Below are 25,429 nucleotides of genomic sequence, written 5' to 3'. Positions count from 1 at the left end.
CAGATCAGTATCCTAATTGCAGGCCGTTGATTCATAGCGCTTTGATACGTTAAATCAGTAGGACGATAACCACTCCCCATATAATCAGCAAGGTGTTGCCTACTGCATACGTCACTGTATAGCCCAGTGCGGGCGTTTCACTCTCTACGGCATCTTGTATGGCTCCGAGGGCTGCCGTGGTAGTTCTTGCGCCTGCACAACACCCCAGCGCGATGGCAGGGTGAAACTTGAACAGATACCTTGCCAGCAACAGTCCGATAATCAAGGGGAGAGTGGTGGCTGCCGCGCCCACAAGGAACAGGCTGATGCCTACGTCATGGAACCCCTGTACGAAACTGGGACCTGCCGATATACCTACTACGGCGATAAACATATTCAGCCCCACATTATTCAGTACCCATTGCGAGGGTTCGGGAATACGTCCGAAAGTGGGGTGCTTACTGCGCAGCCAACCGAAGACCAATCCCGCTATCAATGCTCCGCCGCTGGTGCTCAGGCTGATTGGCACTCCGCCGATATGAACGGACAATGCGCCGAACAGTCCGCCTGCAAGGATGCCGAGCCCTACGAAAATCATATCTGTCTGGTTGGTAGGACGGTCTATATAACCCAAACGTCTGGCGGCGGCTTCCACTTCCTGTCTGGTTCCCACTACTTCTACCACATCGCCGGCATCTACTGTGGTCTGTGCCATGACGGGGATATCGATGCCCGCACGCTTGATGCTGCGGATGCTGACGCCGTGCATGAACTTCTCACCGCGGATTGCCGAAACGGTTTTTCCGGCAAAAGTCTTTTTGGTTATCATGACGGGCAGTCTTTCGGCAGGGAAGTCCAGTAATTGCTGGTCTTGTATTTCAGGCCCTATCCAGTCCTCTTCACCGATGACGTACTCCCGGCGTCCGCTCAGTACGACTTCATCTCCTATCTCCAGTTGCACGTTGGGACTGACTTCGCAGATAGTGCCCGCCTTGCGTATTCGTTCCACAAACAGACGCTTGTCCTGTTGCTGGAAGTATACTTCGAGGTCTATGACCCTTTTCCCGTTTTTGAACCATTCGTTTTCGATGCGGTAGGCGCGGAAAGTGACGGGGCGCGCGGCGTGCATGAAGCCGGGCTCGCCTGCCTGGGAGTTACCCATGCGGGCTTCCAAATCCTTGCAGGCGGTTTTTACCTTATCCAGCCCGCCCAGCATTTTCGGTCCGATGGACGACAGCACCCAGGCCGAGCCGGCGGTACCGAAAATGTAGGTTACGGCATAAGACACCGGAATGATGTTGACGTAACTCTGCCGTTGAGCTTCGTCCAGCCCCATATTGGCCATTGTATCTTCCGCTACGCCGATGACGGCGGATATGGTTTGCGAGCCGGCAAGCAGCCCCGCCGCTTCTCCCATGTTATATCCCATGAGCAAGGCAAGCAGCCAGGTCACTCCCAGAACGGATACGCACATCAGCACTGCAAAGGCCACTTGCGGCAATCCGTCTTTCTTCAGTCCGCGGAAAAACTGCGGACCTACCTTGTAGCCTACGGCAAACAGGAACAGCAAGAAAAATACCGACTTGATCGGGCCGGGTACGGCAATATCCAGCTGGCCTACCACTACGCCTACCAACAGCACGCTGGTGACGGTTCCTAAAGTGAACTTGCCGATGCGCAGCCTGCCCAGCCAGAACCCCAGGAAGATGGTGAGGAAAATGGCTAATTCGGGACGTTCCCTGAGTTGATTGAAAATCCATTCCATAATTAAGTATTTAGGTCTGTTTGTACGTCTTTTGCAAGTCGTTTTTGCTATACAACGGGTTTTAACGGGAAGTGTTTTGAATAAAAGTGGTTTTTTAGAACATTTATTCCGCAAAACCGAACTTTTAGAAAAAGTTTTCTTCCGTACCTTTGCGCACTGAATGATAGATAGGTAAGGTATGAGGTTGTTTATTAGGGTATTTCTGCTGATGCAGATAATTGCGGTTCCCTTGAGGGCGCAATATGTGGTGCAAGGTGTTGTCACTGATTCGCTGACGCGGGAACCGTTGCCGTATACCTCGGTCTATCTGAAAGGAACCACAGAGGGGGGAATGACTGATGACAGGGGAGTATTTTCTTTCAAAACCTATCGCCCGGAAGCACGGCTGGTAATCTCGGCTGTGGGATACAATGAATACACCCGGTTGATTCATCCGGCACGCGGGGAGCGTATAAAAGTTGCGCTCGCTCCTGCCACTTACGCGCTGAACGAGGTGTTGGTGAAGCCGAAGCGCGAGCGCTACAAAAAGAAGGATAACCCGGCTGTGGAGTTTGTGCAGAAGATGATAGAGCATAAGGACGATTATTCTCCGGATGAGCGCGACTTCTGGCAGCGCGAGCGTTATGAAAAAATGACATTTGCCATCAACAACTTCGATAGCGTGAAGCAACAGAAGTGGCTGTACCGCAAGTTTAAGTTCCTGACCGATTATGTAGATACCTCCGCCGTTACCGGAAAACCCGTATTGGCGGTGTCCAACCGTGAGCTGCTGGCCACGGATTATTACCGTAAGTCGCCCCATAGCGAAAAGCAATGGGTAAAGGCGCGGCGGCAGGCGGGAGTGGACGAAATGCTGTCACAGCAAGGTATGGAGCAGGCTATCAGCGTCACCATGACGGATGTGGATATTTACCGGAACAATATAACGCTGTTTACCAATAAGTTCGTCAGTCCGCTATCCTCTATGGGGCCTTCGTTCTACAAGTATTACCTGATGGATACGCTGACCGTTGCCGGGAAGCCTTGCGTAGACCTGACTTTCGTGCCCTTCAATTCCGAGTCGTTCGGCTTTACGGGACATCTGTACGTCATGCTGGACAGTACGTATTTCGTGCGTCGCGTCGTGATGAACTTTCCTCAGAAAATCAATCTGAACTTTGTGGACTACATGAAGATAGAACAGAATTTTGACCGTGCTGAGGACGGTACAAGGCAGCTTATGAATGAAAGTATCACGACTGAGTTCAAATTGGTGGATAACAGCGACGGTATCTATGCCAAGCGGGATGTCTATTATCAGGACTATGCCTACGAACCCGCCGCCGATGCTTTACAGGCATTCCGAAAGCCCGAGAAAGTGATTGAGGGTATGGACGCTTCCGCTCATTCCGATGCCTACTGGGATGCCAACCGGCTTGCGGAAGTGAGCAGGAAGGAGACTTCCGTAGACAAGATGATGGCGCAACTGCGTAGCTATCCGGTTTATTATTGGACGGAGAAAGTGCTGAAAGTATTGTTTACGGGCTATATCCCGGCTCCCAAAGAGAAAGCTCCGTTGTTCTATATCGGCATGATGAATACCACCATCAGCGGCAATGCGCTGGAAGGAGTACGTGTGCGTGCCGGCGGAATGACGACAGCCTGGCTTAATCCGTATTTGTTCGGCAGGGGATATGTGGCGTACGGCTTTCGTGATGAACGCGTGAAAGGATTGGCGGAACTGGAATATTCTTTCCATAAGAAAAAAGAGTATGCCAACGAGTTTCCGATTCACTCCTTGAAACTTCGTTATCTGTCCGATGTCAACCAGTACGGGCAACATTATCTCTATACCAGTCAGGATAATGTCTTTCTGGCCTTGAAACGCCAGAAGGACGACCGTATCGGCTATCAGCGGAAAGCGGAACTGACGTATACGAACGAGTTTCATTCGGGCTTTTCTTTTCAGCTGACCACGCGTTTGCGGAAAGATGAGTCTTCGCGTCTTATTCCTTTCGTGAAGCAGGATGCCGAAGATGAGTTTGTAAAAAGTATTTCTACCAGCGAACTGGAACTGAAGTTACGCTATGCCCCTAACGAAAAATTCTTCCAGACGCAATGGAACCGTTTTCCGGTGTCTTTGGACGCTCCGGTCTTTACGCTGACGCATACCATGGCGGCTAAAGGGGTGCTGGGAGGAGATTATGCTTATCATTATACGGAGGCGGGCTTCCAGAAACGTTTCTGGTTTTCGGCTTTCGGCTATACGGATGTTATACTGAAAGCAGGCAAGGTGTGGAATAAAGTGCCTTTCCCGCTGCTAATCATTCCCAATGCCAACCTGTCTTACACTATTCAGCCGGAGTCTTACTCGCTGATGAATGCAATGGAATTTATGAACGATGAATACGCTTCGTGGGACGTGACTTACTTCTTGAACGGTTTTCTTTTCAACCGCATTCCGTTGTTGAAAAAACTGAAATGGCGTGAAGTGTTGTCCTGCCGGGGAATTTATGGAAATCTGAGTGACAAAAACAATCCGGAATTCAGTGAAGGATTATTCGCCTTTCCGGCAGGAAGCACTACCATGGGACATACTCCGTATGTAGAAGTCGGAGTAGGTATAGAGAACATTTTGAAAGTGCTCCGGGTGGATTATGTATGGCGTTTAACTTACCGGGATTTACCGAATATAGATAAATCCGGGCTTAGAATCAGTCTGCACATGACATTTTAACTTAAATCTTACTAACAGAACATTAAATCGGATAAAATGACTAATCCAAATTGGGCAAAATACCCTAAATTTGAGCAATTTTTTAAACTCTAAATAATACAATGGCAATGAAAGAAAACATTAAGCCGGCAACCGGTCGTTTAGGCGTACTGGTAGTCGGAGTAGGTGGTGCGGTTGCAACCACTATGATTACAGGTACATTAGCAGCCCGTAAGGGTTTGGCAAAAGCTATAGGCTCAATCGCACAAATGGCTACTATGCGTATGCAGGACGGCAAAGAACATCTGATTAAGGATGTGGTGCCTTTGGTTGATTTGAACGATATCGTGTTCGGCGGTTGGGATATTTTCGCTGACGATGCGTATGAAGCCGCAATGTACGCGGAGGTTTTGAAAGAAAAGGACTTGAACCTCGTAAAAGATGAGTTAAAGGCCATCAAACCCATGCCTGCCGCTTTTGACCACAATTTCGCAAAACGTCTGAACGGTACGCATATCAAGAATGCCGCTACACGTTGGGACATGGTGGAACAGCTGCGCGAGGATATCCGTACTTTCAAGGCAAACAATAACTGCGACCGTATCGCTGTGTTGTGGGCTGCAAGTACTGAAATTTATGTTCCTCTGTCGGAAGAGCACAAGTCTCTCGCCGCTTTGGAAAAAGCCATGAAGGAAAACAACACGGAAGTTATTTCTCCGAGTATGTGCTACGCTTACGCTGCAATCGCAGAAGGCGCTCCGTTCATCATGGGCGCTCCTAACCTGTGCGTAGATACTCCGGCCATGTGGGAGTTCTCCAAGAAAATGAATGTGCCTATTTCCGGTAAGGACTTCAAGAGCGGCCAGACTTTGATGAAGACTGTACTCGCTCCGATGTTCAAGACCCGTATGCTGGGTGTAAGCGGATGGTTCTCTACCAATATCTTGGGCAACCGTGACGGCGAAGTTCTTGACCAGCCGGAAAACTTCAAGACAAAAGAAGTCAGCAAACTGTCTGTTATCGACAATATCTTCGAACCTGAGAAATTCCCCGATTTGTACGGTGACGTATATCACAAAGTACGTATCAACTATTATCCGCCCCGTAAGGACAACAAGGAAGCATGGGATAATATAGATATCTTCGGCTGGATGGGTTATCCGATGGAAATCAAGGTTAACTTCCTGTGCCGCGACTCTATCTTGGCGGCTCCTATCGCACTCGACCTGGTTATCTTCAGCGACCTCGCTTTGCGTGCCGGTATGTGCGGTATCCAGACTTGGCTGTCATTCTTCTGCAAGAGCCCGATGCACGACTTTGAACATGAGCCGGTACACGACTTGTTCCAACAGTGGAGAATGGTGAAAGAAACTCTCCGTAACATGGTAGGTGAAACTGCACCGAGCTATTTGGACTAAAATAAGAAAGTGGTAAGGTTATAAAAGTGATAAGGCGATAGGGTGATAAGTAAGTTTCGTTTTGAGATTTCATCACTCTACTGCCTTACCACTTTTATCGCTTTATCACCCTATCACATTATCACCCTTTTATCATCTTTTTATCAATGAAGAAACCCTCTTTTCTCCCGGTTCTCATCGGTACGGGCTTCGGTTCGGGCTTTTCTCCTTTCGCTCCGGGTACGGCGGGCGCTTTGCTGGCTGCGCTTATCTGGTTCGGATTATCTTTCATTGTTTCGGAAATATGCCTGATATGGCTGACGGTAGTTCTTGTTCTTGTCTTTACGGTAATGGGGATATGGGCCACCAATCGTCTTGAACCTTGCTGGGGGGAAGATCCTTCGCGTGTGGTGGTGGACGAGATGGTGGGAGTATGGATTGCATTGCTGGCTGCACCGTCAGGGAATGTGTGGTATGCGTTGGGAGCTTTTGCTCTTTTTCGCCTGTTCGACATTTTTAAGCCGTTGGGAATCCGTCGCATGGAAAGTTTTCCTGGCGGATTTGGAGTGATGATGGATGATATCTTGGCGGGAATTTATAGCTTTGTAGTCTTAATCGGAGTAAGATGGCTGATAGGCTGAAAGAAATATCGGGATTTGCAGGTTGGCGTCATGCTGTTTGGGTCTTTGTGAAGGCCCAGCTTTCGTCGTATGTGGCAAGTCTTGTGGATTTTCTTGTGACCATTCTGCTGGTTAAACTATCCGGACTTTTTTATTTGTACGCTACTTTCTTAGGCTCCGTGGCCGGCGGCATGGTGAATTGCGTCATTAACTACGGCTGGGTGTTTCATGCGGACGACTGTAAAAAAACGCACGTTGCGCTGAAATATCTTTTTGTCTGGGGAGGTAGTATTTTATTGAATACATGGGGCACATTTGCCCTGACGGAGTGGCTGACGGGCATGCACTGGGTGGACGGATTGCTGGGACATTACATAAACGATGTGTTTATCCTGTCCAAAGTAATCGTAGCCGTTCTGGTGGCGTTTTTCTGGAACTATCATCTGCAACGGGTATTCGTATATCGCAATCATAATTTCAGAAAATTTATACGACAATATTTTAGAGACTAAATAGAACTGATATGAATTATAGAGATTGGCTGCAACAGTTGATTTATAAGATTATAAATCCGGTTGTGCATGGCATGATTAAGGTGGGCATTACGCCTAATTTTATTACTACCACCGGACTGGTGATGAACATTGTGGCTGCGTGCGTATTTGTGTATGCGGGTGTGTATAAACCGGGTGAACCGGCCTATGTGGGTTGGGGCGGAGGAATCGTTCTCTTTGCCGGTTTGTTCGACATGATGGACGGGCGTGTGGCGCGTGTAGGCAATATGTCTTCCACGTTTGGCGCATTGTATGACTCGGTGCTCGACCGTTATAGCGAGATGGTGACGTTGTTCGGTATCTTCTATTATCTGATTTTGCAAGGTTATCTGTGGGGCTCGATGATAACTTTTGTCGCGTTGATAGGTTCGCTTATGGTGAGCTATGTGCGCGCACGTGCCGAAGGACTGGGGCTGGAGTGTAAAGTAGGTTTCATGCAACGCCCCGAGCGTGTGGTGCTGACCAGTCTTGGCGCTTTGTTCTGCGGTATTTTCGGAGATTGCAAGGCATTCGACCCCATGTTGATACTGATTGTTCCGATGGCTGTGATAGCTGTTCTTGCCAATTTGACGGCATTTGCGCGTATTGCGCATTGCCATAAATTATTAAAGAAGCAATGATGAGAAAGAATATTTTTCCTTCTGTCAAAGAAGTGCTGCCCGTTGCTGTCGTTACGGTGCTGTTCTTGTTGTTGACGGCCGTGTGTATAGGGCTCCGTACAGAGCATCTTCTGATGGCGGGTCTGTTTCTGGTACTCTTCTTTGCGGGGAAAACAACCCGTAAATTGGCGGTGGCGCTACTTCCTTTTATCATCTTTGGCATTTCTTACGACTGGATGCGGGTATATCCCAATTATGAGGTGAATCCTATTGATGTACAGGGATTGTATGAGGCGGAGAAGTCATTGTTCGGTATCTCGATTGATGGAGCAACGTTGATTCCCTGTGAGTATTTTGCGCAGAATCACTGTACGATAGGCGATTTCCTTGCAGGTATATTCTATCTTTGCTGGGTTCCTGTTCCTATTGCGTTCGGCTTGTGGCTTTATCTGAAAGGCGAGCGTAAGGTGTACCTTCGTTTTGCCATGGTCTTTCTGCTGGTAAATCTTATCGGATTTGCCGGATATTACATCCATCCGGCAGCACCACCCTGGTATGCCATGAACTACGGCTTTGAGCCGATTCTCGATACTCCGGGTAATGTAGCGGGGTTGGGACGTTTTGACGAACTGCTGGGATGTTCTGTCTTTCATTCCATTTATGGGCGGAATGCCAATGTGTTTGCCGCTGTTCCTTCATTGCATGCTGCTTATATGGTGGTAGCGGTAGCGTATGCTGTTATGGGGCGTCGTAAAAAATGGCTGGTAGCTTTGTTCTCTGTTATCATGGTGGGTATCTGGTGGACGGCCGTTTATTCCGGTCATCATTATCTGATTGACGTGATGTTGGGCATTTCCTGTGCTCTGCTGGGGATTCTGCTATTTGAGCGGGGATTGATGAAATGGGGGGCGTTCAAACGTTTCTTTGAGAGATACAGTCAATATATAAAATGATAATACAAGTATGAATAATTTTGTCTTTTACAGTCCTACGGAGTTTGTTTTCGGCAAGGAGACGGAAATGCAGGTCGGTATTTTGGCCGGTAAGTATGGAGCACGGAAAGTGATGATTGTATATGGCGGCGGTTCCGTGGTGCGAAGCGGATTGTTGGACAGGGTGAAGCAATCTTTGCGGGAAGCCGGTATTCAGTATTGTGAAATGGGTGGCGTACAGCCTAATCCGGTGGATACAAAGGTGTATGAGGGGATTGAACTTTGCCGTCGTGAACAGGCTGATTTACTGCTCCCCGTAGGAGGCGGCTCTGTGATTGACACAGCAAAGGCTATTGCTGCCGGTGCGCCTTATGAAGGTGATTTTTGGGATTTCTTTATAGGTAAGGCGAAAGTGGTGAAAGCGTTGAAAGTTGCCGTTGTTCTGACGATTCCCGCTGCGGGTAGCGAGGGTTCGGGCAACTCGGTTATCACGAAAGTGGATACCTTGCAAAAACTGAGCTTGCGTGTGCCGGAACTGTTGCGTCCGGTTTTTTCCATTATGAATCCCGAATTGACTTATACATTGCCGCCTTTTCAAACGGCTTGCGGTATCGCCGATATGATGGTGCATATCATGGAGCGTTATTTCACTAATACGCAGGATGTGGAAATAAGCGATCGTCTTTGTGAGGGTACGCTGACGGCTATCATTAAAGAAGCTTATCGTATCAAGCGGAATCCGGAAGATTATGGCGCACGCGCCAATATAATGTGGTGCGGAACGATAGCTCATAACGGAACTTGCGGCGTAGGTTGTGAGGAAGACTGGGCTTCGCACTTTTTGGAGCATGAAGTCAGTGCGATTTATAACGTTACGCATGGAGCAGGATTGTCTGTGATAGTTCCGGCATGGATGACTTTTATGGCCGGACATAATCCGAAAAAGATAGCCCAATTTGCCAACCGTGTTTTCGGTATTCCCGAATCGGAGGATTTGGAAGAGATGGCTTTGGCCGGAGTGTCCCGTTTGAAGCATTTTTTCCGCTTTATAGGACTACCGGTTAATTTTAAGGAACTGGGTATTGAGGAGCCCGATATAGACCGCCTGGCGGATAGCCTGCATCGCAATAAAGGAGAGTTTGTGGGTAATTATGTGAAACTGACAAAACAGGACAGCAAGGAAATCTACCGTCTGGCATTGTGATAATGAACAAAAAAACGGCGAAGTGTTTATCTGACTTCGCCGTTTTTTTATTTGATTTCGATTTCTTCCTTCATATCAATCTCTTCTCCTTGCGGATCGTAGAAGATATACTCCAGAAACGCTAATTTCTGATTTGGAATAATCTTGATTCCGAATCCGTATTTCATCTGCCATTTCCGTTTCAGTGAGAGAACTCCCTGATTGATGTAGGCAGCGATATACGGGTGGATGTGTAACGAGAATTTCTTTATCTTCAGTTTGTTGACAAGGTAGTCAATTTTACTCTCTAAGGTGTCCGTAAAGAGGATGGACGATTTAATAGTGCCTTTGCCGAAACAGGTCGGACAGGTTTCCGTAGTATTCACATCCATTGCCGGGCGTACTCGCTGACGCGTGATTTGCATCAATCCGAATTTACTGAGCGGCAGGATATTGTGGCGTGCCCTGTCTTTCTGCATGTTGGCGCACATACGTTCGTAAAGCTTTTGTCTGTTTTCGGCTTCATTCATGTCAATGAAATCCACCACGATGATACCACCCATATCTCTTAGCCGCAATTGGCGTGCCAGCTCATCAGCGGCTCCCAGATTCACTTCCAGTGCGTTGGCTTCCTGCCCGTTGGCATTCTTGGTGCGGTTACCGCTGTTCACGTCTACTACGTGAAGCGCCTCAGTGTGCTCAATAATCAGGTAAGCTCCGCTTTTGTATGAAACGGTTTTGCCAAATGATGACTTTATCTGCTTGGTGATACCGAAATTGTCATAAATGGGAAGTTGACCTTTGTACAGTTTTACGATTCCTGCCCGTTCAGGGGCGATGAGTGTTACATAATCCTTGATTTCGTTGAAGACAGCTTCGTTGTTCACGTAGATGTTTTCGAAGGAAGGATTGAACAAGTCGCGCAATAAACCTACGGCACGGCTGGTTTCTTCGTAAATCAGTGTCGGATACTTGGTCGCTTTTTGTACTTTGGTAATAGCTTCTTCCCAATGTTTCAGTAATACTTTAAGCTCCCCGTCAAGCTCGGCTACGCGTTTTCCTTCGGCGACAGTGCGGACGATGACACCAAAATTCTTAGGCTTGATGCTCATCAGCAGTTGTTTGAGACGGGCGCGTTCTTCGCTCGATTTAATTTTTTGTGATACGGAAACCTTATCGTTGAAAGGAATTAGCACGAGATAGCGTCCGGCAAAAGAGAGTTCGGAAGTCAGGCGCGGTCCTTTGGTCGAGATAGGTTCCTTTACGATTTGCACCACTACTTCTTGTCCTACCTTGAGTGTATTGGATACTGTTCCGTCCTTTTCAAGATCGGGAAGTATGGTTGCTTTGGTAATTGGATTAAGCTTCTTTTTATCGCTTAAAGTCTGCTTTACGTATTTTTCTAACGAGTTAAATTGAGGACCTAAGTCCAGATAATGAAGAAAAGCGTCTTTCTCGTAACCCACGTCCACGAAGCAGGCATTCAGGCCCGGCATCAATTTCTTGACGCGTCCCAAATACATATTGCCCACAGAGAAGGAAATATTCCTTCCTTCGCTTTGAAGCTCTACCAGGCTTTTATCTTCGAGTAAAGCTATGGAGACCTCTTTGGGCTGTACGTCTACAACGAGTTCGCTTGTCACAATAATTTGCTTTTTACATTTTTATTATACAGATATTTTCTGTTCAGATTGACCGATACATCAATAGTTGTGTATTGATGTATCGGTTTGATACTTAAACAAAGAACAAACCCGCGAGACAATTAGCTTCACAAGTTTGTTCTTTATTTTGTCCTTCAGACTAAAAATTACTTTTTGCTTTTATGTCTGTTTTATGTCTGTTCTTTCTTAGTCTTTTTTTACGCTTGTGCGTAGACATTTTATGTCTTTTTTTCTTCTTTCCGCTTGGCATAGCTTCAAAATTTTATGGGTTAATACTAATTGTTTATTATTTTTTCACAGCAATGGTGAATGTCTTGGCAGGTTTAAAAGCCGGAATGTTGTGTTCCGGAATGATGATAGTAGTGTTCTTTGAGATGTTACGAGCTGTTTTCTGAGCTCTTTTCTTCACTACAAAACTACCAAACCCGCGGAGATAAACATTTTCATCTTTAGATAAAGATGCCTTCACTGCGTCCATGAACGCTTCAACGGTTGTAAGTACTGTGACTTTGTCAATTCCGGTGTTCTTTGTAATTTCGTTTACAATATCAGCTTTAGTCATTTTTTCTTAAAAAAAATATTATTACTATAGTTTTCTAATTTTTTGGACTGCAAATATATAGCTTTTTGGCGGCTCTAAAAAATATATTCTGGACATTTTTTGAAAAAAGTCAAAGCATTAAGCTTTGTTAGACTGAAAAACTGTATTTTTGTTCTTTCGAAAAAAGGACTGCATCCTTTTGGGGTATGGAACTATATATGAATAGATTGACTGAAATTTTATTGGATTGGTATGCGGACAATAAACGCGATTTGCCTTGGAGGGATACTGCCGATCCTTACCGGATATGGATTTCTGAGATTATTTTACAGCAGACGAGAGTGGCGCAAGGATATGAGTATTTCCTTCGTTTCATCCGCCGTTTTCCTGATGTGGAAACTTTGGCTTCGGCTTCGGAAGACGAGGTCTTGAAATATTGGCAGGGATTGGGATATTACTCTCGTGCCCGTAATCTGCATGCCGCTGCCAAGAGTATGAACGGTAAGTTTCCGGAAAGCTATCAGGAAGTCCGTGCCTTGAAAGGAGTAGGGGACTATACGGCTGCCGCTATTTGTTCCATAGCCTATAATATGCCTTATGCGGTAGTGGACGGAAATGTATATCGTGTGCTTTCCCGCTATTGGGGTATCGACACTCCTATTGACTCTACGGAAGGGAAGAAACTTTTTGCAGCTTTAGCCGATGAAATGCTTGATAAATCCCGGCCGGCTGCGTATAATCAGGCCATAATGGATTTCGGGGCTATTCAGTGTACGCCACAGTCGCCTAATTGTATGTTTTGCCCTTTGGCGGATAGTTGTACCGCTTTATCGAAAGGGCTGGTTATGCAGCTTCCCGTGAAGCAGCATAGGATAAAGACGTCTAACCGTTACTTTAATTATATATATGTACGCATGGGCGCGTGTACCTTTATACATAAACGAACGGCCGATGATATTTGGAAAAATTTGTTTGAGTTGCCATTGGTTGAAACAGACAGGGATTTATCGGAAGAGGAGTTTTTGTCATCGGTTTCCTTTCGCTCACTTATGGTGGAGGGGGAGATACCGGAAGTACGTTCGGTGCTTCGGAATGTGAAACATGTTTTGTCTCATCGTGTGATTTATGCTAACTTTTATGAAGTTGTTTTGCCGGAGAATTCCCGTTCTTTTTCGGAATATCAGTGTATCGGAATGGAAGATTTGGAGCAATATCCGGTATCTCGTTTAGTACATGCTTTTTTGGAGAAGTATGTATAAAAGTTGGCTGTATTCTTGCATGATGTTGTTATTCTCGTTAATTTTGGCAACAAATTTTAAAGTTGAAAGCGTATGTCAGTAAATAAAGTGATATTATTAGGAAATGTAGGCAGAGACCCTGAGGTGAGATACCTTGATACCGGTGTAGCTGTCGCTACTTTCCCTTTGGCTACTTCAGACCGTGCCTATACATTGGCAAATGGAACGCAAGTTCCTGAACGTACGGAGTGGCATAATCTTGTCCTTTGGCGCGGACTGGCGGAAACGGCTGAGAAATACGTGCATAAGGGAGACAAGCTTTATGTGGAAGGTAAAATACGGACTCGTTCGTATGATGATCAGACCGGTGCGAAACGCTATGTAACAGAAATTTTTGTGGATAACATGGAAATGCTCTCTGCGAGAAGCGCAGTGCCCGGAACCGCGCCGCAGGCCGGTATGCCCGGACAAACGGGTGCTCCCGTACAGTCAACACAATCGCAGGTTACTCCTGCGCAAAATAATCCGACGGACGATTTACCGTTCTAATTGTTTAACTAAAACCAAAATCTTTGGACCCAGACGCTTATTTATGCCAGTTGGCGGATATATTTAACGGTATAACCGTACATGCTCCTTCTGTTTCGGCTATTATAGCCATTGTATTGGCAGGTGTGCTTTTACTTGCTTCCGGTTTTGCTTCGGCTTCCGAAATAGCATTCTTTTCACTCTCGCCGTCCGATTTGAATTCTGTTGAAGAGGGGAAACACCCTTCTGACGGGAAAATCAAAAATCTATTGGATGATACAGAACGATTGTTAGCCACGATACTGATTACGAACAACTTCGTGAATGTAACGATTATCATGCTCTGCAATTTCTTTTTTATGAATGTGTTCCAATTCCATTCAGCCATTGCGGAGTTTTTAATCCTGACGGTTGTGTTGACTTTCCTGTTGCTGCTTTTCGGTGAGATTATGCCGAAGATTTATTCGGCGCAAAAAACATTGGCTTTTTGCCGTTTTGCAGCTCCCGGTATCATGGCATGCCGTTCCATATTCTATCCGTTATCGTCAATACTGGTACGCTCTACTTCGTTTCTTAATAAGCATTTTGTGCGTAAGAATCATAATATTTCAGTAGATGAACTTTCGCATGCGTTGGAGTTGACGGATAAAGCCGAGCTCTCGGAAGAAAATAATATTTTGGAGGGCATCATTCGCTTTGGTGGTGAAACGGCCAAGGAAGTCATGACATCGCGTTTGGATGTGGTTGACTTGGAAATCCGTACTCCTTTTAAGGATGTGTTGAAGTGTATCGTGGAGAATGCTTATTCGCGTATTCCCGTTTATGCGGAGACGCGTGACAATATAAAGGGGGTGCTTTATATCAAGGACTTGCTCCCTCATCTGAATAAGGGGGATAATTTCCGTTGGCAGTCATTGATTCGTCCGGCGTATTTTGTTCCGGAAACCAAGATGATTGATGATTTGTTGCGTGATTTTCAGGCAAACAAGATTCATATCGCTATTGTGGTGGATGAATTCGGAGGAACGTCGGGTATTGTTACGATGGAAGATATTATTGAAGAGATTGTGGGCGAGATTCGTGATGAATACGATGATGAAGAGCGTACATATGCTGTACTCAATGACCATACATGGGTGTTTGAGGCTAAAACACAACTGACGGATTTCTATAAGATAACCAAGATAGATGAAGAAACCTTTGATGAGGTGGCAGGTGACGCCGATACTTTGGCGGGGCTTTTGCTTGAGTTGAAAGGGGAGTTCCCGGCACTTCATGAGAAAGTGACCTATGATTGTTATGAATTTGAGGTTCTTGAAATGGATAACCGCCGTATCTTAAAGGTGAAGTTTACAATTAATGAGCCGGTTCGGGAAGGTACTGAAACAGAGAAATAATGCCCGTTTTTAAACAATATACAGAGAATTCATACAGATGGGGTATCTGGAAAACAAGTGAAAGCCTGGAAGAAATGCTTGCCTTACTTCCTCATAAAGGGAAATATGAAGAGGGGATCGGGAAATTTGCAGCCGGTTCTCGTAGATTGGAGTGGCTGGCTGTGCGTGTGTTGTTGTATACAATGCTTGGTGAGGAGAAAGAAATACGCTATTATTCTAATGGAAAGCCTTATTTGGCAGACGGCTCTTTTTCTATCAGTATTTCGCATACAAAAGGTTATGTCGCTGTCTTATTAGGTGAGCCAAAGAAAGAAGTAGGTATTGATATCGAGTATTATAGCGGACGGGTACGGAAAGTGGCGCATAAATTTATGCGTGCGGACGAACAAGAATCACTATTCAGGGGTACGGAAACTTGGTCGTTGTTACTTCACTGGTCTGCAAAAGAAACCATGTTTAAATGTATGAATGCTTTCGATGTCGATTTTCGGGAACATTTGCATGTAATGCCTTTTATAATTGACGAACAAGGAGTATTCTCCGCTGCGGAATATCGTACAGCGGAGAAACGGAATTTTCAGATTCACTACTACTTGTTTCCGGATTTTGTACTAACGTTGAGCTTGTAGCTTATTAAACGTGAACACCTCTTAGGACAATCCGTCTCCATTCCGGATGTTTGTGAATATAACCCGCTATAAATGGACATAAAGGAACCAAGCGGAGTTGCTGCCTTTCAATGTCCTGCAATGTTTTTTCAACAAGCTGGCTGCCAATACCTCTGCCGCCTAAACCGGCGGGAACTTCTGTATGCGTTAGAAATATTTCGCCATTAATTGATTTAATATACTCTATTCTTGGGGTATACTTTTCGACATGGAACTCATACTGATGGCGCTCCTTGTTGTCTATTAATTCATAATTTTCTGCCATAATTGTAAATGCTGATGTTTAGTCATATAACATTCATTATGGCAGAAAAGTTTTTTTACAGCCTTTCCAACTGCACTGTGAAGTGACGCATTAACGGAGCTTCCCAGGCGATGCGTACTCCTCTGGTAATTGTTTCACGCCTATCATATACATTTTTAAGCGCGGCGGCGATTACATTCATGTGGTTATCCGTGTATACGCGGCGTGGAATGGCCAGTCGGAGTAAATCCAATCCGTTGAAGCGGTTTTCACGGGTAACGGGATCACGGTCGGCAAGTAGATAACCGATTTCACACCCGCGTATTCCGGCTTCCAGATATAGCTCGACGGTCAAAGTCTGCGCAGGAAACTCTTCTTTAGGAACATGTGTCAAAACTTTGGGAGCATCTACAAAAATCGCATGTCCTCCGGCGGGACGTTGATACGGTATTCCGTATTCATCTAATTTTTTAGCCAGGTATTCTATTTGGCGAATACGGGTTTCAAGATTATCGAATTCGGTGTTTTCATCCAAGCCGATAGCGAGTGCATTCATATCGCGGCCGTTCATACCGCCATAAGTAAGGTAACCTTCGAATTGTACACAGAATCCTTTTGCTCCTTCATACCAGTCCTGACGGCGGGTTGCGATAAATCCTCCTATGTTTACGATGCCGTCTTTCTTGGCACTCATGGTCATACCGTCTGCAAGAGCGAACATCTCTTTGGTTATTTCCTTTATACTCTTGTCTTTGTAACCTTCCTCGCGTGTTTTAATGAAATAGGCGTTTTCGGCAAAACGGGCAGAGTCGAACAGAACAGGTTTGTTGTACTTGTCCGCGATATTTCGGACTTCGCGCAAGTTTTGCATGGAAACCGGTTGCCCGCCGGCTGTATTGTTGGTGATGGTAACAATGATGAATGGTATGCGGTCATTATGTTCTTCTAAGGCCTTTTCCAGTTTTGCAGGATCTACGTTACCTTTAAAGGGAATTTCCAGTTGTGTTTGTCGCGCTTCGTCTATTGTGCAGTCCAGTGCGATTGCCTTTCGGCTTTCAATATGCCCTTTGGTGGTATCAAAATGCGAATTTCCCGGTACAATATCTCCAGCGTGCACCAGATGAGAGAATAAAACATTTTCGGCGGCACGTCCTTGATGTGTAGGAATGATATATTCAAAACCTGTCAGACGGGTAATAACTTCTTTCAGATTGAAGAAAGAGGAAGCGCCGGCGTAACTTTCATCTCCGAGCATGATACCGGCCCATTGTCGATCGCTCATGGCTCCTGTTCCCGAATCGGTGATAAGGTCAATATAAACTTGTTCTGATTTTAGTTGAAAAACATTGTAATGAGCTTCTTTCAACCACTGTTCACGCTCCTGGCGGGTGCTTTTACGGATAGGCTCCACCATTTTGATTTTCCATGATTCGGCGAATGGTAATTCCATAGATTCTTTTTTTTATAAGTTCGACAATAGGTCAACGGATGAATCCGTTTTTGCGTTTTATGTGCCGAATATAGGGGTTTTATGGATGATTGGCAATGTTTTTTGTGACTTTTTGTAAAACAAATGTCCGGACGAATCACTTCGGCCGGACATCATTTAAATAAACTTGGCAGAGTTTATTCTCTTTTTACTTTCTTTGAAAGAGTTTTGATGAATGAAATGATTGGATAGAATTTATCCGGCTCATTAGACTCAACGCTTTTTCCTCGAAAGCAATGATAAGATAACGCATGGCAGGTCTTCTGACTTGTTTCTGTTGCAGACAGCCTTCCCGGACAACATATCCAGTGGCATGGAGAGAGAATTTATTGTCTGCAACATTATGTGAAACTTACAGCAGCGGGACTGTTCAGGACTTACACCTGATTCCCTTTTAATTGCCCCCTTTGAAAAAAGGGGCAAACCAATGCATTGCAAAGATAATGAAAAAAGTAACAAACAAAACCGAATAAGAGAATTTATTTCTCCTTTGCCAATGTAAATACAAACTCCAGTCCGCCACCTTGATTATTTTTGGCGGAAATTGTTCCGCCATGAATGATGACGGCATTTTTTACGATGGCAAGTCCTAAGCCCGTACCGCCTAATTTTCGCGAACGTCCTTTGTCTACGCGATAAAAGCGTTCGAACAAACGATTCAGATGCTCCGGTGAAACTCCTATTCCTGTATCCGCAAAACTGAAATAATAGAAGTTCTCATCTTCACGGAAACAATTGATGTTGATGTGAATATCGGTGCCGGCATAGGCTATGGCATTATCCATCAGATTGCGGAATATGGAGTATAGCAGTGAGTAGTTGCCTTTTAACTGTATTTTGGGTTGTAAGCTGTTGACTACCGTAATACGCTTTTCTTCCAGTTCCAATGATACTTCATTGACTATATTGGTGACAAGCATGCTGATGTCTACCTTTTCCATATCAATCATATTGGCGGCTTCATCCATACGTGTCAGTACGGAGATATCCCGCAACAGGCGGCTGAGGCGATTGCTTTGGGCATAGCAGCGTTCGAGGAAGGTCTGCATCTTTTCATGCGAGATGTTCTCGTTGTTGACGATGGTTTCCAGATACCCCTGAATGCTGCTTACGGGAGTTTTCAGCTCGTGGGCGATGTTCTGCGTGAGCTGCCGTTTCAGGCGTATCTGTTCTTCTTCCAGAGTGATGTCGTTGATGGAGATTTCAAAACTCAAGTCTTGGAAGATGATACATTCTACAATGAATATGCGTCCGTTTTTATTAATATTGATGGATAGCCGTTTTTCTTCTTTATCCGAAGGCCGTTTTTGCGCCTTGCTGATGAAGTCGGTAATCTTCTGGAACTCACAGATGGAGAATATCTCTTCTGTGGTCTGCAAGTTAGAGTCGGAAATGAGGTTGCCGTATTGGGTGAAAAGGTTATTGACAAGAATTTCCTTCTTGTCTTTGGTGAACACTCCCAATCCTTCACGGGCGGTTTGCAGATGGGTGATAAGCTTTTCGCGTTCAATGTACAGCGCTTCTTTAGTTTCACGCAAGCGTCTGTATATCTGTATGATGTGCTGGGAAATCTCGCCGAGCTCATTGTGCGGAAAAGCGGATTGTATATCGGTTTCCACCGGTTCGTTCTTGTCGGCACGCTTGGCAAATTCGCGCAGGTGATTGATTGCGGTACCCAGTTTGGATGTAAACTTGTAGAAGACGAATATCAGCAATAAGGTTACGATGGCTGTAAACCAAAGGTAATGCGGGTCGGCAGCCAGGCTGTTTATAAGGTTTACATTATAGGGCAATGCCGAGCGGATGATATAATCGGGATAGAGAGTTGCCGAATAGAAATAAGGTATACCTGTAGTTTCGGAGGTACGTCTTAAATCATATCCTTTACCGTCTTTTAATGCTTCTTGGACTTCCTGACGATTGATGTGATTGCTGAATACTTCTTGGGAAGTTTCATCGCAACTGTCGTAAAGCACGTGACCTTGCAGATTTACGATAGTAACACGAAGGTCTTTGTGTGGACCTTTGGCTATATACCGGTTTAAGGCAGATGTCCATAAACTGTCCGGAATATTTCGCAGCTCTTGTTGCAGGCGTTCGTTATAGTCTTGGAGTTGCGTGTCAAGTAGCTCGACTTTATACTCTTTCTCCCGTTGATATTGATAAGCAATAAAACAGGTTGCAAAAACAAGAAACAATGAGATTACCGAAAGGAATAACTTCCGGCTGAATGACAAAAAATGCCTGTCATTATTCGGCTTCGAAGCAATAACCATATCCTAAACGAGTTACAATGCATTTGCCATATATTCCTATTTTTTTGCGCAGGCGGGTGATGTTTACGTCTATGGTGCGGTCCAGCACATATACTTCGTCACTCCAGATGCGGCTTAATATGTCTTCACGGGAAAATACACGTCCCTTGTTTTGCAGTAGCAAGAGCAGTATTTCAAACTCTTTCTTGGTAAGAGGCGCTTCCTCTCCATCTATGCTTACTTTCTTTTTTATGATATCGAGCACTAATGATTTGTAGACGATTTGTTCCGGCGCGCGTTCGGTTTCAGCTTGCTGTGTACGACGTAACACGGCTTTGACGCGTGCTGCTACTTCTCGTAAAGAGAATGGTTTGGAAATATAGTCATCCGCGCCTAAATTAAATCCGGTTACCGTATCGTTTTCCGTATCTTTGGCAGTAATGAAAATGATAGGGACTTTGGCTGTTTTCTTTTCCTTTTTTAGCATACTTGCCATTTTGAATCCGGAGATTTCTCCCATCATCACATCCAATAATAACAAGTCGTAAGCACTGATATCCATTTTTAAGGCTTCTTCGGCAGAATTTGCGGTATCTACTTCGTAGCCTTCGTTCTCAAGGTTGAACTTTAAGATTTCGCATAAATCTTCTTCGTCGTCTACTACTAAAATCCGGTATTCGTTCATTGTACTTCTTATTAATGTAAAGAGAGACATACGGCGTCTCTTTATTACAAAGTTAAACTTTATTTCTTTTCTTCGACAAAATTGCGGCGTTTTTGTTACGATGGAATGAAACAAGTATTACATTGTGATTACAAAATCTCTATTTCAGTTAATTAAATATTATCTTTGTGTTGTTTTAAGAAGGGTGACTATATGAAAGAATTAATGAATATAACAAGGTGGGGGCAATCTAAGTGGCGTATGTCATTGATAGTGGCTGTATTGGCTGTTGTAATCATTGGTTCGGTTTGGTTGAACGTCGTTCCTTTCCGTTCCGGTTTTGAGATAACGGATGAATTGGGCGGTAATATTTTTCCTTCCAGCATTTTGTCTGTCGCAACAACAGACGCTCAAGTGATTGTACCGGCTGACTCAATGTTTGTAGGGAACCCCAAATCTTGTATTGCAGTGAAAGTCCGCTCTACAAAGGCTTATAGCCGGGTGAGGATAGAAGTTGCGGAAACCCCTTTCTTCTCTCGTTCTGTTTCAGAATTTGTATTGGCAAAACCGCGTACTGAATATGTAATCTATCCCGATGTTATTTGGAATTATGAAGCTTTGAAGAATAATAATCAAGCGGAGCCGATTAGTGTTGCCATTACGGTAGAAATGAACGGGAAAGAGCTGGGGCAACGGGTGCGTACTTTTTCGGTGCGCAGTATCAATGAGTGTTTATTGGGATATGTTACAGGAGGTACAAGATTTCATGATACCGGCATTTTCTTTGCAGCGTATGTAAATGAAGAAAACCCTATGATAGACCAGCTATTGCGTGAAGCATTGAATACTCGTATTGTGAACCGTTTTCTTGGTTATCAAGGTAGTCCTGAAGCTGTCGATAATCAGGTTTATGCATTGTGGAATGTTTTACAGAAACGTAATTTCCGGTATAGCTCTGTTTCTAATACGAGTTTATCCAGTAATGTGGTATTCTCGCAACGAGTCCGGACGTTTGATGATGCTTTGGAGTCATCGCAGATTAACTGTGTAGACGGCAGTGTTTTGTTTGCTTCTTTGCTCCGTGCCATCAATATCGAGCCGATACTGGTACGTACGCCCGGACATATGTTTGTAGGTTATTATACTGACGCGAATCATAAGGATATGAAATTTCTTGAGACTACTATGATTGGAGATGTCGATTTGGATGATTTCTTTCCTGATGAACAGTTGGATTCTACTATGGTGGGGAAAACACAGAATCAAATGTCCCGTATAACTTTTGATAAATCTAAGGAATATGCAAGTCGGAAATATCAAGAGAATGAAAAGGGGATTCATTCAGGCAGATTGAATTATATGTTTCTGGAAATATCCAAGGATGTAAGAAGACGGATACAGCCAATAGGGAAATAACTAAAATAAAGTTAATTGTAAGGTTATAAGTACTCTGGGAACTTTTTTACTCTATGTAATTAAGTTCTGTCTCATTTTTGATATATTTTCCTTTTCTATATTTTATTATTTTAAATATTTGTTTTTAATAGTTAATGCTATTACTGTCCTTCTAATAAAATCCTGCTTTTTGAAAATGCTATAAAATTATTAATCGCATGGTAATAAAGGAGTATTCACCTGTCGTGTATAACGCTTTTTTGATAGGGATTAATGAATTTTGTTATTTTGTATTTGGTAATATTACAAAATCATAAAAGCAAATATATTAATATTTATTTAATATATTTTAAACTGGCTACTATTTGATTTGCTGAATTAATTTATAAATTTGCAAACAAATCCAAATAAATAGAGCTTATGAAAAGAAATTATTGCTTATCATTAGTGTTGCTTGCATTGTTTGGGGTGTCTGTGCCATATTCAGCTGTTGCCGCTGATAATGTGCTAAGTTCCCAGAGTACTCAGCAAGCTAAAACAATCACAGGTAAAGTAGTGGATGTTGCAGGTGAACCGATTATTGGAGCCAGTGTGTTGGTGAAAGGTTCCGGTACGGGTACTGTTACTGACATCAATGGAAAATTCTCGGTAGAAGCTCCAGTGGGTAGCACATTGGTAGTCTCATTTGTCGGATATGCTACGGAAGAAGTGAAAGTAGGAGCGGCAAGCGACTATACCGTTACCCTGAAAGATGACACCCAGTCATTGAGTGAGGTTGTTGTAACGGCGATGGGTATTAAAAAAGAGAAAAAAGCCTTAGGTTATTCGGTTTCAGATATTAACTCCAAAGAGTTGATGAAGAATAAACAAACGAATGTGGTAAACTCTTTGGCCGGTAAAATTCCCGGTGTAAATATTACGCAGGCCGGTGGTGCCGCCGGTGCCGGTTCCAATATCGTAATTCGTGGTGGTAATTCTGCCAGTGAATCTCGTGACAATCAGCCTTTGTTTGTTGTAGACGGTATTATCTATGATAACTCTACGGTTAATACCGGTAATTCCGGTACCGATGGTATGACGAAAACGGCGACGACTTTCAGTAACCGTGTAATGGATATTAACCCTGAAGATATCGAAAGCATGTCTGTATTGAAAGGTGCTGCGGCTGCCGCATTGTACGGCTCCCGTGCCGCTAACGGTGTTATTATCATCACTACCAAAAAAGGAGAAGAAGGCGCTGTAAGAGTAAATGTAAGCAGTAAATATACCTATTCATGGGCTAATAAATTACCGGAAGTTCAGAATCTGTATGGCCGTGGAGAATATAATACTTCCGGTGCCTTTATTGATAAGACAATGGATTCCTGGGGAGACAGAATCGATGGGACCGCTTATGATAATATAGGTGACTTCTTCCAGGGAAGCAGTGTTTGGGATAACAGTGTCAGTGTATCCGGCGGTAGCAAAAACGGTTCTTTCTATTTGTCCGGTTCCAATTATCATCAGTCCGGTATTATTCCTACAACAGGTTATGACAAGACGACTTTCCGTTTTAATGGCGAACAAAAATACGGTATCTTGACAGTAGGAGCCAACGTTTCTTATTCACAGGCAAGTACCGATAAAACGTTGACCAGCGCGGGCTTGTACGGACAAGGAGGTAACGGCGCGATGACCGCTGTTTACGGATGGCCTATCGATGACCAAATGAGCCGTTATCTGAATGATGATGGTAGCAAATACCGTATATTGGAAGGCTTGCAGGATTTGGAAGATGATATAGAAAACCCGTATTGGATTCTGAATAAGAATACTTTGACAGACGAAACATCCCGTTTTACAGGTGCTCTTAACGCAAGTTTGAAACTGACAGACTGGTGGGATGTGTCGGCACGCGCAGGTATTGATAAATATACTACCAGTTCCAATACGCTTCGTCGCGCAGGCGGTGCGGTTAAGCAGATATATCAGAACGGTTATATGTCTAAGGGTGATGTGAACTATCAATATATAACAACGAACGTAATGTCTAACTTCCATAAGACTTTCGGGGATTTCGACTTGAACCTTTTGGTAGGTACCACCACGGAAGCTACAAAGACCACGAATAATACTCGTTGGGGATATAACTTTGTAACGGAAGGACTTTACAGCTTCAATAATATCATTAAAGCCAATCAGTATTTCAAGGAGAGTACGGTACGTAAACGTATGGTAGGTCTTTATGGAGAATTCCGTGCCTCTTACAAGAACCTTGTTTATTTGACGGTGACCGGACGTAATGATTGGTCTTCTACATTGCCGGTAAATAATCGTTCTTATTTTTATCCGTCTGTAAGCGGCTCATTCGTATTTACCGAATTGTTGCCGAAGAATAATGTACTTTCATTCGGTAAGATTCGCGCATCCTGGGCACGGGTCGGTAAGGACGCTGATGCGTATTCTTTAGGTTATTATATGTGGCCTGTGGCTACACTGAATGGCGGCAAGTACGGTATGGGTAATAGTTGGACAGGCGGTAGTGTCGGTTTGAAGCCCGAGATACAGGATTCTTATGAATTAGGTTTGGAAATGCGTTTCTTTAACGGACGTTTAGGATTTGATTATACCTACTATCAAAGCAAGACGAAAGACCAAATCTGTGCACCGCGTTTAGCACAGTCTACCGGATATATCTTCCTTACACTGAATGGCGGATCGGTAGAGAACAAGGGTATGGAACTCTCGATTACGGGTAAGCCTATTGTAACAAGAGATTTCCAATGGGAAACAACATTAAATCTTTCCGGTAATCGCGGACGTTTGGGTGACTTTATCGACGGCGTAGATATTTTCTATGTGACAGATGCGCAGATTGGTGCGGCTAAAGCCGGTTCAATACCGAATGGCGGTTATTTCTTAGGATTGACGGGTAATAAGTACGAAACGGCTCAAGGACCTGATGGTAAGATGTATAATGTAATCGATGCCTCTACCGGCTTATATAAAGATACGCAAGTTGAAACCAATATTGTGGGTAACCGTGAGCCGAAGCTGATAGGTGGTTTTAACAACAGTTTCAGTTATAAGAATTTCAATCTTTCCTTCTTGTTCGATATACGTTTGGGTGGCGATATCTATAACGGTACCGAATACTACCTCGTAACGAAAGGACTGAGTACGAAGACAATAAACAGAGAGTCCGTATCGTTTACAGGCGTTGTCAATACAGGTACTACGGCGAAACCTGCTTATGAAACCAAAACTATTACTTATAATGCCAATGAAACTTATCAGGTTGGTAATTCTACCCGTTCCGGTAAGTATATGATTCAGGAATATTATAAGAACTACGCAAAGAATGCTTACAACTTTATTACCGATACCAATTGGTTGCGTTTGCGTTCTATTTCTTTGTCCTACGATTTCAAGGATCTGTTGAAGAAACAAAATATAATCAAGGGACTGACTGCCACGATTACAGGAACCAACCTGTTTGTCTGGACAAACTATAAAGGTATGGACCCCGAAACATGCGTTTCCGGTTCCGGTACAGGTGGTTCCGGCTCTGCAGGTATTGACTATTGCGGTGTTCCGGCTACAGCCGGCATGTCGTTTGGCATTAATCTTACATTCTAATAAC

The 25,429-nt window shown here is 44.3% G+C and carries 20 protein-coding genes and 1 riboswitch; of the genes, 13 read left to right on the top strand and 7 right to left on the bottom strand.

The window, feature by feature from the left end; translation table 11 throughout:
* Positions 1-49: 49 nt before the first annotated feature.
* Positions 50-1,744 carry an aspartate-alanine antiporter gene (aspT, locus tag BHV73_RS14625; protein WP_087413694.1) on the bottom strand — a complete coding sequence of 565 codons (1,695 nt, stop codon included), beginning with the start codon at positions 1,742-1,744 and terminating at the stop codon, positions 50-52.
* A gap of 178 nt (positions 1,745-1,922) precedes the next feature.
* Here aspT and BHV73_RS14620 point away from each other — a divergent pair, with 178 nt between their 5' ends.
* The 7 genes from BHV73_RS14620 to BHV73_RS14590 all read left to right on the top strand — a co-directional run bounded on the left by BHV73_RS14620 (position 1,923) and on the right by BHV73_RS14590 (position 9,745).
* A complete protein-coding gene (locus tag BHV73_RS14620) occupies positions 1,923-4,460 on the top strand; it encodes a DUF5686 and carboxypeptidase-like regulatory domain-containing protein (RefSeq protein WP_087413695.1) in 2,538 nt (845 codons plus the stop codon).
* A gap of 107 nt (positions 4,461-4,567) precedes the next feature.
* Positions 4,568-5,857 carry an inositol-3-phosphate synthase gene (locus BHV73_RS14615; protein ID WP_022219682.1) on the top strand — a complete coding sequence of 430 codons (1,290 nt, stop codon included), beginning with the start codon at positions 4,568-4,570 and terminating at the stop codon, positions 5,855-5,857.
* 146 nt (positions 5,858-6,003) lie between these two features.
* Positions 6,004-6,477: a phosphatidylglycerophosphatase A family protein gene (locus BHV73_RS14610; RefSeq protein WP_009120511.1), complete on the top strand. Its 474-nt coding sequence runs from the start codon at positions 6,004-6,006 to the stop codon at positions 6,475-6,477.
* Positions 6,462-6,968, top strand: coding sequence for a GtrA family protein (locus BHV73_RS14605; RefSeq protein ID WP_009120512.1), 507 nt, complete (start codon positions 6,462-6,464; stop codon positions 6,966-6,968). Before BHV73_RS14610 ends, BHV73_RS14605 begins: the two co-directional genes overlap by 16 nt.
* Positions 6,969-6,979: 11 nt before the next feature.
* On the top strand, positions 6,980-7,630 hold the full coding sequence (locus tag BHV73_RS14600; RefSeq protein WP_009120513.1) for a CDP-alcohol phosphatidyltransferase family protein: 651 nt from the start codon (positions 6,980-6,982) through the stop codon (positions 7,628-7,630).
* The gene (locus BHV73_RS14595) at positions 7,630-8,562 is read left to right on the top strand and encodes a phosphoinositol dihydroceramide synthase (RefSeq protein WP_087413703.1); all 933 of its coding nucleotides are present in this window, start codon (positions 7,630-7,632) and stop codon (positions 8,560-8,562) included. Before BHV73_RS14600 ends, BHV73_RS14595 begins: the two co-directional genes overlap by 1 nt.
* A gap of 10 nt (positions 8,563-8,572) precedes the next feature.
* Entirely contained in the window at positions 8,573-9,745 is a 1,173-nt protein-coding gene (locus BHV73_RS14590; RefSeq protein ID WP_087413696.1) for an iron-containing alcohol dehydrogenase, read from the top strand.
* A 47-nt stretch (positions 9,746-9,792) separates the two neighbouring features.
* Here the strand turns inward: BHV73_RS14590 and BHV73_RS14585 are convergent, their stop codons facing one another.
* Together BHV73_RS14585 and BHV73_RS14580 are read right to left on the bottom strand one after the other, a co-directional pair.
* Entirely contained in the window at positions 9,793-11,367 is a 1,575-nt protein-coding gene (locus tag BHV73_RS14585; RefSeq protein ID WP_022219685.1) for an Rne/Rng family ribonuclease, read from the bottom strand.
* A gap of 307 nt (positions 11,368-11,674) precedes the next feature.
* The gene (locus tag BHV73_RS14580; protein ID WP_004290360.1) at positions 11,675-11,950 is read right to left on the bottom strand and encodes an HU family DNA-binding protein; all 276 of its coding nucleotides are present in this window, start codon (positions 11,948-11,950) and stop codon (positions 11,675-11,677) included.
* 185 nt (positions 11,951-12,135) lie between these two features.
* On the opposite strand from BHV73_RS14580, the gene mutY reads away from it, so the two are divergent.
* From mutY to BHV73_RS14560, 4 genes are all read left to right on the top strand, one after another.
* Positions 12,136-13,188, top strand: a complete 1,053-nt coding sequence (gene mutY / locus BHV73_RS14575; protein ID WP_087413697.1) for an A/G-specific adenine glycosylase — start codon at positions 12,136-12,138, stop codon at positions 13,186-13,188.
* A gap of 72 nt (positions 13,189-13,260) precedes the next feature.
* Positions 13,261-13,716, top strand: coding sequence for a single-stranded DNA-binding protein (locus BHV73_RS14570; RefSeq protein WP_009120519.1), 456 nt, complete (start codon positions 13,261-13,263; stop codon positions 13,714-13,716).
* A gap of 23 nt (positions 13,717-13,739) precedes the next feature.
* A complete protein-coding gene (gene gldE / locus BHV73_RS14565) occupies positions 13,740-15,092 on the top strand; it encodes a gliding motility-associated protein GldE (RefSeq protein WP_087413698.1) in 1,353 nt (450 codons plus the stop codon).
* Positions 15,092-15,721, top strand: coding sequence for a 4'-phosphopantetheinyl transferase family protein (locus tag BHV73_RS14560; RefSeq protein WP_087413699.1), 630 nt, complete (start codon positions 15,092-15,094; stop codon positions 15,719-15,721). The genes gldE and BHV73_RS14560 overlap by 1 nt, the downstream gene beginning before the upstream one ends.
* A gap of 4 nt (positions 15,722-15,725) precedes the next feature.
* On the opposite strand, the gene BHV73_RS14555 is transcribed toward BHV73_RS14560, so the two are convergent.
* The 4 genes from BHV73_RS14555 to phoB form a co-directional block, all read right to left on the bottom strand.
* On the bottom strand, positions 15,726-16,025 hold the full coding sequence (locus BHV73_RS14555) for a GNAT family N-acetyltransferase (protein ID WP_009120522.1): 300 nt from the start codon (positions 16,023-16,025) through the stop codon (positions 15,726-15,728).
* A gap of 55 nt (positions 16,026-16,080) precedes the next feature.
* Complete coding sequence (gene tnaA / locus BHV73_RS14550; protein WP_087413700.1) at positions 16,081-17,454, bottom strand: tryptophanase TnaA; 1,374 nt, start codon at positions 17,452-17,454, stop codon at positions 16,081-16,083.
* A gap of 275 nt (positions 17,455-17,729) precedes the next feature.
* Positions 17,730-17,938: riboswitch (cobalamin riboswitch) on the bottom strand.
* A 34-nt stretch (positions 17,939-17,972) separates the two neighbouring features.
* Positions 17,973-19,769, bottom strand: coding sequence for a two-component system sensor histidine kinase PhoR (phoR, locus tag BHV73_RS14545; RefSeq protein ID WP_009120524.1), 1,797 nt, complete (start codon positions 19,767-19,769; stop codon positions 17,973-17,975).
* The gene (gene phoB, locus BHV73_RS14540; protein WP_087413701.1) at positions 19,744-20,433 is read right to left on the bottom strand and encodes a two-component system response regulator PhoB; all 690 of its coding nucleotides are present in this window, start codon (positions 20,431-20,433) and stop codon (positions 19,744-19,746) included. The genes phoR and phoB overlap by 26 nt, the downstream gene beginning before the upstream one ends.
* A gap of 192 nt (positions 20,434-20,625) precedes the next feature.
* On the opposite strand from phoB, the gene BHV73_RS14535 reads away from it, so the two are divergent.
* Both BHV73_RS14535 and BHV73_RS14530 read left to right on the top strand, forming a co-directional pair.
* Entirely contained in the window at positions 20,626-21,828 is a 1,203-nt protein-coding gene (locus tag BHV73_RS14535; RefSeq protein WP_195621884.1) for a hypothetical protein, read from the top strand.
* A gap of 399 nt (positions 21,829-22,227) precedes the next feature.
* Positions 22,228-25,425 carry a SusC/RagA family TonB-linked outer membrane protein gene (locus tag BHV73_RS14530; RefSeq protein WP_022219696.1) on the top strand — a complete coding sequence of 1,066 codons (3,198 nt, stop codon included), beginning with the start codon at positions 22,228-22,230 and terminating at the stop codon, positions 25,423-25,425.
* The last annotated feature ends 4 nt before the right edge of the window (positions 25,426-25,429 follow it).

Source organism: Bacteroides sp. 44_46, assembly GCF_001915465.1.
Taxonomy (GTDB): domain Bacteria; phylum Bacteroidota; class Bacteroidia; order Bacteroidales; family Bacteroidaceae; genus Bacteroides; species Bacteroides clarus.
This window is presented reverse-complemented; position numbering and strand designations above follow the sequence as displayed.

Excerpts from the sequence above, each read along its gene's own strand:
- BHV73_RS14535 (WP_195621884.1), top strand. The coding sequence starts at position 20,626 with ATGAAAGAATTAATGAATATAACAAGGTGGGGGCAATCTAAGTGGCGT.
- BHV73_RS14600 (WP_009120513.1), top strand. The coding sequence starts at position 6,980 with ATGAATTATAGAGATTGGCTGCAACAGTTGATTTATAAGATTATAAAT.
- BHV73_RS14615 (WP_022219682.1), top strand. The coding sequence starts at position 4,568 with ATGAAAGAAAACATTAAGCCGGCAACCGGTCGTTTAGGCGTACTGGTA.
- phoB (WP_087413701.1), bottom strand. The coding sequence starts at position 20,433 with ATGAACGAATACCGGATTTTAGTAGTAGACGACGAAGAAGATTTATGC.
- BHV73_RS14595 (WP_087413703.1), top strand. The coding sequence starts at position 7,630 with ATGAGAAAGAATATTTTTCCTTCTGTCAAAGAAGTGCTGCCCGTTGCT.
- mutY (WP_087413697.1), top strand. The coding sequence starts at position 12,136 with ATGGAACTATATATGAATAGATTGACTGAAATTTTATTGGATTGGTAT.
- BHV73_RS14620 (WP_087413695.1), top strand. The coding sequence starts at position 1,923 with ATGAGGTTGTTTATTAGGGTATTTCTGCTGATGCAGATAATTGCGGTT.
- BHV73_RS14570 (WP_009120519.1), top strand. The coding sequence starts at position 13,261 with ATGTCAGTAAATAAAGTGATATTATTAGGAAATGTAGGCAGAGACCCT.
- BHV73_RS14590 (WP_087413696.1), top strand. The coding sequence starts at position 8,573 with ATGAATAATTTTGTCTTTTACAGTCCTACGGAGTTTGTTTTCGGCAAG.
- BHV73_RS14605 (WP_009120512.1), top strand. The coding sequence starts at position 6,462 with ATGGCTGATAGGCTGAAAGAAATATCGGGATTTGCAGGTTGGCGTCAT.
- BHV73_RS14555 (WP_009120522.1), bottom strand. The coding sequence starts at position 16,025 with ATGGCAGAAAATTATGAATTAATAGACAACAAGGAGCGCCATCAGTAT.
- BHV73_RS14530 (WP_022219696.1), top strand. The coding sequence starts at position 22,228 with ATGAAAAGAAATTATTGCTTATCATTAGTGTTGCTTGCATTGTTTGGG.
- BHV73_RS14610 (WP_009120511.1), top strand. The coding sequence starts at position 6,004 with ATGAAGAAACCCTCTTTTCTCCCGGTTCTCATCGGTACGGGCTTCGGT.
- tnaA (WP_087413700.1), bottom strand. The coding sequence starts at position 17,454 with ATGGAATTACCATTCGCCGAATCATGGAAAATCAAAATGGTGGAGCCT.
- phoR (WP_009120524.1), bottom strand. The coding sequence starts at position 19,769 with ATGGTTATTGCTTCGAAGCCGAATAATGACAGGCATTTTTTGTCATTC.
- aspT (WP_087413694.1), bottom strand. The coding sequence starts at position 1,744 with ATGGAATGGATTTTCAATCAACTCAGGGAACGTCCCGAATTAGCCATT.
- BHV73_RS14580 (WP_004290360.1), bottom strand. The coding sequence starts at position 11,950 with ATGACTAAAGCTGATATTGTAAACGAAATTACAAAGAACACCGGAATT.
- BHV73_RS14560 (WP_087413699.1), top strand. The coding sequence starts at position 15,092 with ATGCCCGTTTTTAAACAATATACAGAGAATTCATACAGATGGGGTATC.